The sequence below is a fragment of the Thermococcus sp. 21S7 genome (genome assembly GCF_012027615.1).
Lineage (GTDB): Archaea > Methanobacteriota_B > Thermococci > Thermococcales > Thermococcaceae > Thermococcus.
Genome location: NZ_SNUT01000003.1, coordinates 1 through 13,776, shown reverse-complemented (window position 1 = coordinate 13,776; position 13,776 = coordinate 1). Strand labels below are relative to the sequence as shown.

At 55.1% G+C, this 13,776-nt stretch carries 14 protein-coding genes; 9 read left to right on the top strand and 5 right to left on the bottom strand.

What is annotated here, in order from left to right:
• Positions 1 to 20: 20 nt before the first annotated feature.
• From E3E51_RS05740 to E3E51_RS05710, 7 genes are all read left to right on the top strand, one after another.
• A complete protein-coding gene (locus tag E3E51_RS05740; protein ID WP_167912405.1) occupies positions 21 to 509 on the top strand; it encodes a PadR family transcriptional regulator in 489 nt (162 codons plus the stop codon).
• A gap of 146 nt (positions 510 to 655) precedes the next feature.
• Positions 656 to 1,066: a metalloregulator ArsR/SmtB family transcription factor gene (locus E3E51_RS05735; protein WP_167912199.1), complete on the top strand. Its 411-nt coding sequence runs from the start codon at positions 656 to 658 to the stop codon at positions 1,064 to 1,066.
• The gene (locus E3E51_RS05730) at positions 1,063 to 2,364 is read left to right on the top strand and encodes a hypothetical protein (RefSeq protein WP_167912198.1); all 1,302 of its coding nucleotides are present in this window, start codon (positions 1,063 to 1,065) and stop codon (positions 2,362 to 2,364) included. The genes E3E51_RS05735 and E3E51_RS05730 overlap by 4 nt, the downstream gene beginning before the upstream one ends.
• Before the next feature lie 5 nt (positions 2,365 to 2,369).
• Positions 2,370 to 2,507, top strand: a complete 138-nt coding sequence (locus tag E3E51_RS05725) for a hypothetical protein (protein ID WP_167912197.1) — start codon at positions 2,370 to 2,372, stop codon at positions 2,505 to 2,507.
• On the top strand, positions 2,504 to 3,157 hold the full coding sequence (locus E3E51_RS05720; RefSeq protein WP_167912196.1) for a DUF4097 family beta strand repeat-containing protein: 654 nt from the start codon (positions 2,504 to 2,506) through the stop codon (positions 3,155 to 3,157). The genes E3E51_RS05725 and E3E51_RS05720 overlap by 4 nt, the downstream gene beginning before the upstream one ends.
• A gap of 63 nt (positions 3,158 to 3,220) precedes the next feature.
• Complete coding sequence (locus E3E51_RS05715) at positions 3,221 to 4,468, top strand: MFS transporter (protein WP_167912195.1); 1,248 nt, start codon at positions 3,221 to 3,223, stop codon at positions 4,466 to 4,468.
• Positions 4,465 to 5,694: an MFS transporter gene (locus E3E51_RS05710; protein ID WP_167912194.1), complete on the top strand. Its 1,230-nt coding sequence runs from the start codon at positions 4,465 to 4,467 to the stop codon at positions 5,692 to 5,694. Before E3E51_RS05715 ends, E3E51_RS05710 begins: the two co-directional genes overlap by 4 nt.
• On the opposite strand, the gene E3E51_RS05705 is transcribed toward E3E51_RS05710, so the two are convergent.
• Positions 5,687 to 6,202, bottom strand: coding sequence for a cob(I)yrinic acid a,c-diamide adenosyltransferase (locus E3E51_RS05705; RefSeq protein WP_167912404.1), 516 nt, complete (start codon positions 6,200 to 6,202; stop codon positions 5,687 to 5,689). The two genes, E3E51_RS05710 and E3E51_RS05705, sit on opposite strands and share 8 nt — an antisense overlap.
• Positions 6,203 to 6,340: 138 nt before the next feature.
• Between E3E51_RS05705 and E3E51_RS05700 the strand changes: the two genes are divergently transcribed.
• Positions 6,341 to 10,327 (top strand): DNRLRE domain-containing protein, encoded by a 3,987-nt coding sequence (locus E3E51_RS05700; protein ID WP_240924274.1) that lies wholly within the window; start codon positions 6,341 to 6,343, stop codon positions 10,325 to 10,327.
• A gap of 39 nt (positions 10,328 to 10,366) precedes the next feature.
• Here the strand turns inward: E3E51_RS05700 and E3E51_RS05695 are convergent, their stop codons facing one another.
• Positions 10,367 to 11,194, bottom strand: a complete 828-nt coding sequence (locus tag E3E51_RS05695) for a translation initiation factor IF-2B subunit alpha (RefSeq protein ID WP_167912192.1) — start codon at positions 11,192 to 11,194, stop codon at positions 10,367 to 10,369.
• Between the two features lie 65 nt (positions 11,195 to 11,259).
• Positions 11,260 to 12,018, bottom strand: coding sequence for a molybdopterin-binding protein (locus E3E51_RS05690; protein WP_167912403.1), 759 nt, complete (start codon positions 12,016 to 12,018; stop codon positions 11,260 to 11,262).
• Positions 12,019 to 12,175: 157 nt separating this feature from the next.
• Here E3E51_RS05690 and E3E51_RS05685 point away from each other — a divergent pair, with 157 nt between their 5' ends.
• Positions 12,176 to 13,180, top strand: a complete 1,005-nt coding sequence (locus E3E51_RS05685; protein ID WP_167912191.1) for a phosphorylating glyceraldehyde-3-phosphate dehydrogenase — start codon at positions 12,176 to 12,178, stop codon at positions 13,178 to 13,180.
• Here the strand turns inward: E3E51_RS05685 and E3E51_RS05680 are convergent, their stop codons facing one another.
• Positions 13,181 to 13,561, bottom strand: coding sequence for a PIN domain-containing protein (locus E3E51_RS05680; protein ID WP_346765952.1), 381 nt, complete (start codon positions 13,559 to 13,561; stop codon positions 13,181 to 13,183). It lies immediately after the preceding gene.
• A gap of 29 nt (positions 13,562 to 13,590) precedes the next feature.
• Positions 13,591 to 13,776: zinc ribbon domain-containing protein (locus tag E3E51_RS05675; RefSeq protein WP_167912190.1), on the bottom strand; the 186-nt coding region annotated here is incomplete at its 5' end.

Genomic DNA, 13,776 nt, shown 5'->3' with positions numbered 1-13,776 from the left:
TTTCGACCATGGTGGTGACAATGGGGGAGAATGTCGAGCGCAGGATAATCAAGGGCCTCTTCACGGTCCCGCTGAAGGACATAATCTTGGTCATAGTTGGCCTGAAGGGAGAAGCACATGGCTACGAGATACTGAAAGAGCTTGAGAAATTGGCCATCGGCCTCTGGAAGCCCAGCCACAGCAATCTGTACACGATACTCAACAAGATGGTCGAGGAGGGCCTTCTGGAGCCCCGCGAGGAGTACCGGGGCAGGGTGAGGCGCGTAAAATACAGTCTAACCGAGAGGGGCCTCGATTACCTGAAAACTTCCAACGAACTGGCCCTTCGGGTTCTGTACACGTCAATCAACTATCACGAAGCCCTGAAGAAAAAGCTTGAGAGGATGGGGGAGAGAAAGGTCATGGACAGGGAGACCGTGATTGAGTACCTGGAACTCCTCAAGAAGATACGCGATATACTGGATGAGGAAATAAGGACTATAGAGGCCGAACTTTCCGCAGGGAACTGATTCAACTGCTTTTCTCTTCCCTCATCTTCCAGGTATTTCAATGCACCTCTTACCCAGTGCAGCCGTCAACCGATAAACTTTTATATACCTAGCGCACTAGTTAAGTACAGAAAATTGTACTACAAAAATCTGTACCTGGTGGTACCATGGAGGATCTCAAAGTTCAGCTCGAAGAGCTGAAGAAAAGGCTGGAGGTGCTGGAGGAAAGCATTGACCCCGTTGATGAGGTCATGCTCTCAATAAAGGCCCGCCTCAGGAGAAAGCTTGAAGGTGGGAGCCTGCCCGAGATAGACGAGGAAAGGGCTGCCAAGACCCTCAAGGCCCTCGCCAACCCGGACAGGATAAGGATCCTGAAGATGCTTTCCGAGGGGCCGATGGGCTTCAAGGAGATAAAGGATGCCCTTGGGGTGGAAAGCCCCACGGTCTCCCACCACCTGAAGCTCCTGGTGAAAACCCGGATGGTAAGGAAGGGAGAAAGGTACGAAATATCGCCCGACGGACGTCTCTTTTTGCGCTTGCTTGAGATAATAACTGCCCTTGAGGAGGTGGAAGAATGAGTTTTAGTTGGAAGTATCGGGCCGTCCCGCACGAAGGGCCAAGGTTTAAGATAGCGGAGTACCTCAAAGCCCTCACGGCGATACTGCTCATCGCATGGCTGTTCAAGGGGCCGCTGAGGCTTGAGGCCTACAACGACCAGCTGGTCTACGCCATAGTGGCGCTCCTGTTCGCCTTCGAGCTGCTCGCGGTGGGCAAGTGGTTCGGGGTGACGATAAGTGGGATAGTCTTTGCCTTGGCCAAGGGCTTCTTCTGGACGAGCATATTCCTGTTCTTCGGACAGTGGCTGGGAATGAGCAAAGCCCTCCACGACTACGCGGGAACGGCCTTCGCTTACGCTGTCGTCCTTCTCATAGCGGGAATCCTGCTGGCAAAGTTTGACGAGAGAAAGCTCGACATCAAAGTTGAAGGCAAGGCCTACGAGTTCGAAGGCGCCGATTTCGGCGAAGTGAAGCTCAAGGGAACCGGCAAGGCCTATCCCGTGAAGTTCGGAAGGAAGAGGGTCGGCTGGGTTGTGGACGGGGAGGTCACGGTCGAGGCCGATACGCCGCTCGGTAGGGTGACGAAGAGGCTCCTCAGCCCGGTCATCGTGTGGACAGAGGAGAAGATAGCCGGGCGGAAGACCTCCGCGGACCCCGGCTTCGTCTCAAGGGTGAACGACCTCGTGAACCCAGAGAGGCTCTACCAGAGGGGCAAGAGGGACAGCGTGGTTGACCTGGGCTTCATCAAGGTCTACGAGGGTGAGGGCTTCGAGTACGTGAAGCTGCCCTTCATCGAGGTCATAGAGACACCGGGTGGTGAGGAGGTCAAGATAGGCCCGATGAGGTTCCGCGAGGGCAACCCTGAGATGCCCCCTGAGGACATGCTGACTATCAAGGAGCTCCGCAACGGCTTCCAGCTCACCAAGGTCGGCGAGAGGCTGAAGGTTCAGACCGACGAGTACTCCATCGAAGTCGACGGTGAGAGGGTCGTGTACAGGAGCGGAAGCGAGAGCCTCAGCCTTGGTGAGACGGTATCCCTGCGCTCGGGCGACGTCTCGGTCAGCGTCGGCAGGGGGAGGGCCAAGATACGCATCGAGGACGTCGTAATCTCCGCCAGAGACGGCACGGTTCGCATAAGGACCGGTGGCAAAACGTACACCATAGAGAACGGCGACGCCTACAAGCTGGTGGTCAGGAAGGCGAAGGAGATAGTGGAGGAGCAGAGCGCCGAGCTGATAGAGGGCCTCGGCATAGACAGAACCCTGCTCAACAGGCGCGTGAAGGAGCTCCTCGACGAGCTGACCGCCTACCTGGGGTGAGTGGGATGGAGACTGCAGTAATCCCTGAGGTGCAGGGCGCCCTTGCCGCCCCGGGGGGAGGGAAGGAAGACTGCGAAAAGAGGACGGGGCACGAGAGGCCCCTCTTTGATTTTGAACTTCATCCGCTGGAGGGTTTGATATGATATTTGAAAACGTCCGGGAAGTCGATATAAAGGCCACCAACGGTCAGATCGAGATTGAAGGTTGGGAGAACGACTACGCCGAGGTGAACTACACCGTCCACGGCGAGGTGGAGGTCACCGTTGAGCAGAAGGGAAGTAGCCTCGTCATCATAGAAGACCCGAAGAAAGGGTTCCTGAACCTGCGCAGGAAGAGCGGCTGGGCGGAGATAGAGGTGAAGGTTCCTCGGAACGTTCTGATAAGCGCGAAGAACGTGAACGGCGAGCTTAAGGCCAGGGGCGTGCGCTTTGAGGACGTCACGACGGTAAACGGCGAGATAGACCTGAAGGACTGCGAGGCTGAGAAGCTCAGCACCGTGAACGGCGAGATACGGGCCCACCTAACGGTCGCCGGCCCTCTGAAGGCCTCCACCGTGAACGGGGAAATCGAGCTTACCATCGAGGAGCTGGAGGGGGACGTCGAGGTAAGCTGCGTCAACGGCGATATCGTGCTTCGCCTGACCGAGTTCTGCGATGCCAGGATAGTCAGCAAGAGGGTCAACGGAGATGTTAGGCTGGTCGGCATAGACCCAGACGACCCCGTTATAGGAACGGGCGAGTTCGAGGTCAGGGCCAGCACCGTGAACGGCGACGTGAGGGTCGAGCTGATTTAATTCTTTAATTCTTCAATTACTTAATTCGGTAATTAAGTGAGAAATATACGGGGGTTAGTGGAGATGTTCGAGGATTTCCGGGGGATGGGCCGGAACTTCTGGCTCTACACCGTGGGCAGGTGGATCTCACAGGCCGGATGGGTCGTGCAGGATGTGGCCGTTCCGCTCTACGTGCTCGACAAGACGGGCAGCGGGGCGATGATGAGCCTATTCATAATGGCCGAGCTGGTTCCGAGACTGCTGGTGAACCCCATAGCCGGAGTGATAGGCGACCGCTACGACAGGAAGAAGCTCATGTACGGCCTCGATATAGCGAGGGGAGTCCTCCTCTTCGCGGTCATAGGGTTCAACCTGCTGGGAATATACCAGCTCCTGGCAGTCCAGATGGCGATGAGCGTTATGGGGGCGTTCTTCTCGGCCGGCATAGTCGGAATGTTTCCCGACCTGGTGGGGAGGGAACAGCTTGCGAGGGCGAACTCGATACTGCAGAGCGGGGGACAGGTACTCAGGATACTCGGCCCCATCCTCGGCGGGCTAATCTACGCCTTCGGGGGCATTAAGCTGGCTATCCTGATAAACGCGGTCAGCTTCTTCGGCTCCGGCCTCTTCGAAATCCTGATCGAGTACCGCAGGGAAACGCGGGAGCTCTCAAACATCCGCGAGGTCTGGGACGACATGCTCGAAGGCTTCCGCTTCATGAGGAACTCAAAAAACCTCATGGTGTTCGTGAGCTTTGGGATACTGCTCAACACCCTCCTCAACCCGGTGTTCGCGGTGGTCATTCCCTACCTCGCCAGGATCGAGCTGGGCCTCTCCGCGGTCAAGTTCGGCAGCGTCGAGACGACGGCAACCCTGGGGGCGCTGGCCGGAAACCTCCTCATAGCGCTCAAGCTCGGGGAGAGGTCGGAGGACTTTCTGTTCCATGCAATCTTTGTGCAGCTCTTCAGCATCATGTGTCTGGCTTTCGTGACGCACCCTGCACTCGGTGGATTCGCCTATCCTTCCCTGCTGGGAATAATCGGCCTGATAGGGTTCTTCAACACCCTGGTTAACATCCCGCTCTTCACAAAGCTCCAGAAGGCGGTTCCAGATGAGGTTCGCTCCAGATTTTTCACGGCTTTTGAGACGGTGATGATGGCAACGACGCCGCTGGGTATGGCCCTCGTTGGACCCCTCCTCGACGCCGCTGGAACCACTGTGATAATCCTGGCCCTCACCGTTCCGAGCGTGCTGATAACCCTGTACTATTACCTCCGCTTTAGGGAAACCGTTATAAACATCGGTTCAGAAACTGCGGAGGTGGTGCCGTGAGTCTCGGCAGAAACTTCTGGCTCTTTGCTGTGGGAAGGTTCGTTTCCCAGCTTGGATGGGCAGTGCAGGACGTTGCACTGCCCCTCTACGTCCTTGACCAGACCCACAGCGGCTCGATGATGACCCTGTTTATCCTCGCCGAGATAATCCCCTCAATCATTGTCATGCCCTTCGCCGGGGTTGTTGGGGACAGGTACAACCGCAAGTGGCTCATGGTCGGCTTCGATCTAATCAGGGGGATTCTGCTCTTCGCGGTCATTGCATTCAATTTTCTCGGGATATACCAGCTCCTAGCAGTTCAAATCGTAATGGCGATTCTGGGCTCCTTCTTCTCTGCCGGAACTGGCGCGATGTTTCCGGATTTAGTGGAGCAGGAACTCCTCGAAAAGGCAAACTCCACAGTCGCGTCGTTCACTATCGCGGCGCGTCTCGTCGGTCCGGCCCTCGGCGGGCTGATTTACGGCATCGGTGGGATAAAGCTCGCCATCTTGATAAACGCGGTCAGCTTCTTCGGCTCGGGACTGTTTGAAATGCTGATAAGATACGAGTGGAAGGCGAGGCCGATAGAGGGACTCGGTCAGGTCTTCAGCGACATAAAGGAGGGCGTCCGCTTCATCTTCGCCCACGGCTTCCTCAGGACCTTGATGACCTTCGCGATATTCATGGGGATCTTCGGTGCACCTTTCGGTGCTGTGCTTCTCCCCTACGCGATGAGAGAGGTGCTCAAGTTCACGAGCTTTCAGTTCGGCCTCATGGAGACCTTCTTCATGGGCGGAGCGCTGATTGGGAACATTCTCATAGCCGTTCGGTTCGGTAAAAAGGCTGGGAAGCTCCTCTTCAAGGCAATGCTCATCAACGGTCTCGTGATGATTGCATTCATATGGTTGATATCCCCCATTGCCGGGCTTGAAAGGAACAAGGCCTTCATCATGCTCACGGCCGTTGCAATGACTTGGGGCATAACCGAGGCTTTCATAGACATTCCCATTGAGTCCAAACTCCAGAGAGCCGTTCCGAGCGAGGTTCGCGGCAGAGTCTTCTCGGCCCTTGGAATCCTCACGAGGATTGCGACACCGGCCGGACTAGTCCTCGTTGGCCCCCTCCTGAACATGTACCCCGCGTGGCTGGTCGCCCTTGGCATCTGGGCAGGCATGGCCGTCGTCGTTGCCTACTACTGGCTGAGATACCGTGACGTTCTCCTGGCCGACGTTGAAGCGGCTACTTGACCTCCTTCAGCTTCCCCGCCCTCTTCTCTATCGCCCTCGCCATTATGAAGAGCAAGTCGCTTAACCGGTTTAGATATACGAGTGCATTTTGGCCAAACCCGTAGTCGAGAACGAGCCTTGCGATGCTCCTCTCAGTTCTCCTGGCTACCGCGCGGCAGACATCGAGCTTGGCGCTCGCGATGGTCGAACCCGGCAGTACAAAGGTTTTGAGCTGAACTTCCCCTTCATATTTATGGACAAGTCCTTCAAGCCATTTGACCTCTTCCTCCCCGACCTTCGCGTACTTTCCTTTGCTCGCTATCTCCGCCATCAGGTCGTAGAGTTGAACCTGTACCCTTTCGAGAATCTCCGCCATTTCATCAGGCACGTAATGCTTGGCCTCCCCCAGGAGACTGTCGAGCTCGTCTATGTTTCCGTTTGCCTCCATGATCGGCGAGAACTTTGCCACACGGTCGCCGGTGAAGAGACCGGTTATGCCCTTATCCCCTGTTTTTGTAGTGATGGACATTTTGACCACCTTTTTAATTGTATCCGCGCGCTTTTTAGCCTTTATGGCCGCTTGTGAACACTCCGGGCGATAACTGAAACAAACGCTTCGTGGAAAACTTATTTATACACGAATACCCTTCTTTTTTAGGTGGTCTCTATGAAAAGGCGGGCGTTAATAGTGACCCTGATTTTGCTCCTAAGCTTGATACCCGCGTGGGCAATAAAGCCGGCAGTTTCTGCATCTCCGAATCCCGAAGGGACATCGGTGCAGGGTATCAGAATCTACGCTTCGGAGGACACATGGATAGACGAAGGAGGGTACGTTGACAGTCGGAACTACCGTCTCAGGGTTGGGACATACAACGGAAAAGAGGAGCGTCCATATCTCAAGTTCAATCTCTCGGAGCTCCCGGAAGATGCGGTGATAGTCAGGGCGGTTTTAAAACTTCATGCTTACAGCCACTATGGGGACCTCTCCCACAACGTTTCAGTCTACGGTGTTCTTAACGACAGCTGGAGTGACGCCACTTTGAGGTGGGACAACCAACCCACTGAAACCACCGGCCCTCTAAACTGGACGATCATCTCGCTGCCAGATGGGGATGCGGATGCCAACTTCACATGGGATGTCACGAACTTCGTCAGGGAACAGTTCGAGTCGGACGGCGTTGTAAGCTTTTATCTCCACTCCAACCTCAGCCACGTTGACACCAGGGATTATATCTACTTCAACTCAAGAGAAAGCAGGTACGACAATTACCCCTGCCTGGAGATTGACTACTACGTGCCTCCCGTGACCCCGATACGGGAGATTCAGAGCAACACGACGGATGGGGACAAGTCTGCCTACGTTGGACGGGAAGTTACAACCGCGGGGATTGTGACTGGGATAGCTCACTGGACATCCAGAGGCCGGGATTTATATGGGTTCTTTATCCAAAACGGCACCGGGCCGTGGAGGGGAATATTCGTTTTCACCTACACCCGTGAGCCAAAATACGATGACGGAACTCCAGTCTCAGTGGGGGATAAAGTAAAAGTTACCGGAGAAGTCGCTGAGAGTTATGGTTTGACCGAGATTGACCATGTGTCATCAATAATCAGAGCGGAGGGTGTCCCCCTTGAAACTCCAGAACCGGTTGTTCTCCACACCGGTGAAGTTGCCCAGGAGCAGTGGGAGAGCGTGCTCGTCATGGTTGAGAATGCCACTGTCACGAACCCTGACCTCGGCTACGGAGAATGGCAGGTTGACGATGGAAGCGGTCCTGTGAGGGTAGATGATCTAATGTACCACTACAGTGCCCAGAACGGAGAGGTCTTCAACTACATAGTCGGTGTCGTTTACTATTCCTACGGCGAGTTTAAGATAGAGCCTAGGGGCGAGGAGGATCTTTCCTTGAAGATTCCAGAGATAGTCAGCCTCGAAGTGCCGCGCCACTACGTGGGGGAGGGACTTATCAACGTAACCGTCAGAAACAACTATGAAGTCTCGACGAACGTGACACTTAGGATTGCAGTCAACGGCGATGTGCTCTGCTTGGAGAACCTGACTCTCGGCGGAAACGAGATTAGGAGCATCCCCGTCGAATGGAGCCCCTCTGAGCCGGGAGATTACACGATAAACGTCACCTTAATGAACAGAGATGGAGAACTCTTTGACACGGAATCTAGGGACGTTGAAGTCCACTACGGCGTTGGCCTTAAGTCCCATGGAATTCCGAAAGTTGTGCTGGTGGACGAGCCCGTGGAGTTCAACTTCACGCTGTTCAACAACTACTCGGCGGCAAAGACCGTGAACTTCACGGTTCTCGTCAACGGCGAACCGCTCTACTCAAACGACAGCATCGTCCTAGAGAGCGGTGAGGAGCTCAGACTCACCATCCCCTGGAAGGCACCGCGCTACGGCAACTACACGGTAAACGCAACCCTACGGTATGGCGGCGTCATCGTTGGTGAAGTGGGTCAGAGGGTGTATGCCCAGTACGGAATCTCCCCGACCGGGAAGAGCACCATCGAACCCACGGCGGATGCGTACAGCTACTACTACAAAGGCACTGACTTCAGCTGGAGGAACTATTACATCTACCAAAACACCCGCTACGAGCTTGCGGTCGGCAACAGTTCCCTGTTCTCAATGGAACGGGCGTACATGAAGTTTGACCTGAACTCCATACCCGAAATCGCCAACGTCACTTCCGCAAAACTCTGCGTCTATGCGTTCTACGTCAAATCTCCGATGGAAGTTGGAGTATACGCTGTGGATGATTCATGGAGCGAGGAGCAGAAACCCAGTGAGCCGCCCAAGCTCGGTGATTCAATCAACGTGACTGTCATGGAGAGGAGCGGCGAATGGTACTGCTGGAACGTCACTGACTATGTAAGGGATGAGGCATCGGGGGACAGAACCGTCAGCGTCGCCCTCAGGATGACCAACGAGAGTATGGACAACATAGCCTGGATCGCATCCAGGGAGAATCCAAGCAACAGACCGTACCTCAACGTTACATACTCGATTCCACTGAAGATTAAAAACTTTGAGAACGTTACCGTTGCGGTCATTGGAAACGCCAACGTTTCCTCGGAGAACGGAACCCTCATTGTGGAGCTAGATGGGGAATCCTACGCGTTTTCAACACCCGGCAAGAACGTTTTCATCGATGCCACCGGCTTCAATCCAGGGAAGCCCTCACTGCTGGCATACTGGAAGACGACCATGATAGGCTATGCATCCGAACTCGTTGGAGAATCCACCTACCGCATAAACGCGAGACAGGTGGTCAGAACAACCACAACCAGGTTAACCATCGACATCGCTATGGAGGCTGATGGCACCGCAGTCTTTGTCATTCCCCTCCAGGGGGACAGAGTGACCGGTGTCGGAGTGGTCAAGGACGGGGAAAACGTAACACTCCACGAAAATGCCACTGACGACGAAATCGGCTACTATTACATCACAGACGGCCATCTGGTAGTCGTGCTCAAGAAAGACCCCACACAGGTGGTAGTGACCTTTGAAAGCACTGAAACTGTGGAAAGCCCAACGGCGATCTCAACGTTCTACAGCATCTCCCTGTACTACTCCCTCTATCTCCATAAGAGAACCCCCTACCTGGAAGGACTCTACGCCAACTTTACCAACCTGACCACGGAACTGAAACGCTACAACGTCAGCCTCGGCAATGTCCCTATCGATGAGATAAGGGAAGGGATGGAGGAATACCGCGAGCACCTTTCCCAAGTTCCGGAGGATATTTTCAACTTCGCGCGGTACAGGTTCAAGGTCTACCCAATATTCAGGCATGCTAGAGAGGCCTTCGTTCTCTATAAAGAGCTCACAGAAAGACTTGAAGGCTGGAACCCCGTGCTTCAGGATGCCCTGAGGGCGGCAGAGGAATCCAACGGAAGCGTTCAAATAGTCGTTCCAACGCCTTCAAATGAGGTATCCGTGCTCATAGATGCCTCCCATGGACAGTACTACGTTGAGAAAAACGAGATCAGCTATCTCGTCAACAAAATACAGAACGAGCTTGGCTGGCAGGTTGCCTTTAACTATGACTCCCCGATTACCTACGACCTGCTCAGGGGATACACGGTCGTTGTGCTGCTTGATCCCAAGACTGACTACACTGCCCAGGAGATTGCCGCGATTAAAAAGTACGTCGAGAACGGCGGTGGTCTGCTGATAGCGGGCGAATGGTACAAGTACGCCAACGTTAATAACTTCAACGAGATAGTCGGTGATTATGGAATAACCTTCAATCCAGACGAACTTATGGACAACGACAGAAACAGCGGAAGACCCTACTATCCGTTTATTGGAATCTACAACAAGGACCATCCCGCCATGAAGTTTGTCCCGGAGGACTGGACGATTTACTACAACGGTGAGACCCTGGCCCTGAGCGGAAACGCAGTCTGGCTCATAAAAGCCTACGGTACAGCATACTCCGTTGACGCCGGTGGAAACGTTATCCTTGAGAAAGGAAGCAACCCGATCGTCGCGGCCGCAGTTGACCTGGGAACCGGCAGAATAGTTGCCTACGGTTCGAGCAGGGGGTTAAGCGACAGCTACCACTTCAAGTACATTGCGAGCAACTGGCCGTTTATCAAAGGCGTCCTTCTCTGGCTGGCTCACCAGGAGTGAACCTTCTTTTCTTCCCTTTCTGATTTTTCGCGTCGGCCTTCAGATTTCCTTCGGGGGCACCAGAATTCCAAACTCAGTTATGATTCCTCTGATGTACCGCCAGGGCGTAACGTCGAAGAGGAAGTTCCTCACCCGGTAGCCCTGCCTTACGTAGGGCCTCTCAACGATTTCAACCTCACCGGAACTCAGGCTCGGATGGAGCTTGAAGCTCTCGGCGGCGACGTAGAAGGGAACGCCGCTGTCGTGACAGGAGAGGGCGAGGAGATAAGTCCCGGACTTGTTGACCACCGCTCCATCGCGCGTAACGTTGTCTGCCCCGACCAGCGCGAGGGTAGCCTTCTTAGCGAAAAGACCCAGCTGTGCGTCCGTTATCACCTCGAAGGGAATCCCGATGGAGTCAAGCTCCCTCGCGAGGGCTATTCCCTCATAGTCGGGCACGCTCTCCGTCAGGATGACCCTGAAGTGCTTGCCCTTCCTTCGTGCGGCTTTGAATACCTCAAGAACGGCCGAGGAGAACGAGTGCGTGATTACAACTTCGTTTTCGTCTATCAGCTCGCTCCCGATGTTGCCTATCTCGCGCTTCGCTTCCTCCCCGAGCCTGATGAACTCCTCGGCCTTCGTTCTCACCACGTTGGGGTCTCCGGTTATCGGGATGAACCTCGCGAGGTTGTAGAGAGAAGCCATCGTACCGTTGACGGCAGGGATTTCCCTCTTCATCTCCCTCAGGGCGCTCTCAAGCTCTTCCCCCTCAAGCAGTTCGGAGAGGAGGATGTACGCCTCGGCGCCCCTCCTGGCGAGCCAGCTGGCGCCCCTGATTCTCTCAGCCCTCATCTCCTCAATGATTGAACGAACCTCTGCAGGAAGCATGGGCAACACCTTGCGTTATTGGCCCGGAACGCGGTTAATTCGCCTTTTCCCTTATCAGCGTTTCGCTACCAGCCCTCCTCGAAGCGAACCCCCCGCTCCTCCATGAAAGCCTTGGCCCTCTCTATCTCATCCTCGCTCTCGCCGAAGATTATGATGCCGATGTACCTGCCGAAGCCCTTCGGCGATGAGTGTATCCTCACGCGGAACCTTTTGAGGGCCTCGATGAGAATCGGCGCCAGCTTGCTCTCGTCGGTTATCTCAGCCAGCAGCTTCCTCTGGATGAACTTCCTCTCGCCGAGGCGGGGGAGGACTTCCCGCTCAAGCATTGCCTTCATCTCGCGCGGCATCCCCGGAAGGACGAATATCCTGACCCCCTCGTGCTCGATGTACGCTCCTGGCGCCGCCCCCTCGGTGTTTTCCAGAGGGGTGGCCCCTTCAGGAAGATATGCCATCTTCTTCCTCCCCTCGTTGAGCTCGGGGTCGTCTATCAGGCCCCTCTCGTAGAGCTCGCGGTAGAAGGCTTTAATCCTCTCCAGGCAGGGTTCACAGAGGACAAAATTTTTCTCCAGGGCCTCTGCAACGGCGAGCATCGTAACGTCGTCGTGGGTCGGGCCGAGGCCGCCGGAGATGACCAGAATCTCCGGTTTTCTCGCGATGATTTCCCGAACGGCAGTCTTGATTTCCTCAACGTCGTCGCCAACGGTTGTCTTTCTCCTCACCCAGTAGCCCTTCTCGGTGAGCCTCTGGGCGATAAAGGACGAGTTGCTGTCCACGGTGTTGCCAGTGAGCAGTTCATCGCCAATCGTCAGTATCTCGGCGAACATCACAACCACCGGTAGACTTTCCGGCAGACTGACTTATAACCCCAGCGGAAGTCCTTTGCACAAAAATGTAAAAATCAGACCCCTGCGACGGCAGTTTTCACCAGGAGTGAAAACAACGTTTAAGTATTTTATCACGGTAAAATTCTCCGGTGGTAGCATGAAGGTGAAGGTTGGGATTAACGGTTACGGAACGATAGGAAAGCGCGTCGCCTACGCGGTCATGAGGCAGGACGATATGAAGCTCACAGGCGTCACCAAGACGAAGCCGGACTTTGAAGCGTACCGCGCGAAGGAACTGGGAATCCCGGTCTACGCCGCCAGCGAGGAGTTTCTGCCGAGGTTCGAGAAGGCCGGCTTCGAGGTTGCCGGAACGCTGAACGACCTCCTCAACGAGGTTGACGTCATTGTTGATGCAACTCCTGGAGGGATGGGAGCGAAGAACAAGGAGCTTTACGAGAAGGCCGGCGTTAAGGCGATTTTCCAGGGCGGCGAGAAGGTGAACGTCGCGGAGGTCTCCTTCGTGGCCCAGGCCAACTACGAGAATGCCCTCGGAAAGGACTACGTCCGCGTCGTCTCCTGCAACACGACGGGCCTAACAAGGACGCTCAGCGCGATTGGGGAGTACATCGACTACGTTTACGCCGTCATGATTCGCCGCGCGGCTGACCCGAACGACGCCAAGCGCGGCCCGGTCAACGCCATAACCCCGAGCGTTACGGTTCCTTCACACCACGGGCCGGACGTCCAGACCGTCATTCCCATCAACATCGAGACGAGCGCCTTTGTCGTCCCGACGACGCTCATGCACGTCCACAGCATCATGGTCGAGCTGAAGAAGCCGGTCGGGGCCAAGGACGTCGTTGATATATTCGAGAACACCACGCGCGTTCTCCTCTTCGAGAAGGAGAAGGGCTTCGACAGCACGGCCCAGCTCATAGAGTTCGCCCGCGACCTGCACCGCGAGTGGAACAACCTCTACGAGATAGCGGTCTGGAAGGAGAGCATCAGCGTTCGCGGAAACAGGCTCTTCTACATCCAGGCGGTTCACCAGGAGAGCGACGTCGTTCCGGAGAACATCGACGCGATAAGGGCGATGTTCGAGATGGCCGAGAAGTGGGAGAGCATAAAGAAGACGAACAGGAGTTTGGGGATTTTGAAGTGATTAGAGCTCCTCCGGGAGAACATTTATCCCCCTTCTTTTTGCCAGCTTTCTCAGCTTGGCGTCGAAGGTAACGAGCGTTCCCTTCTCCAGCGCGTGGAGGAGAATTACCGCATCGTTGAAACGCGATAGCGAAAGCTTTTCAGTCACCACGAAGTTCAGGGCGCTTTTGATTATCCCCGGGTCTTCACTCAGGCCCTTAAACCTTGGGTCTTCCGTGTACCCCTTCAGGGCTTTGAGCGCCTCCCCCGCCGAGAAGCCGCTGTTTTTGAAGAACCATACGTACTCCTGCACGACTATCGCGGGAACGTACCATCTGTCAAGGGATTCAAGTATTTCCTCAGCCTTTTTGTGGAACTCCGTGTCTTCAAAGGTATCACAGATGAGGACGTTCGTGTCTATGACCGTTCTGGTTATCCGCTACTTTTGGAACTTGTGAACCAATCGTAGCGGACAACCTTCCCCACTCCCGTCTTCATCGTGGGGCTTTCGGGGGGAACGGTGACTCCCCACATCTTCAAGGCTCTCAAACGAACATTCCAAGAGCCAACCACATCTCTATCAGCCTCAAACCCACAATTCGAACACTTCACAACCCT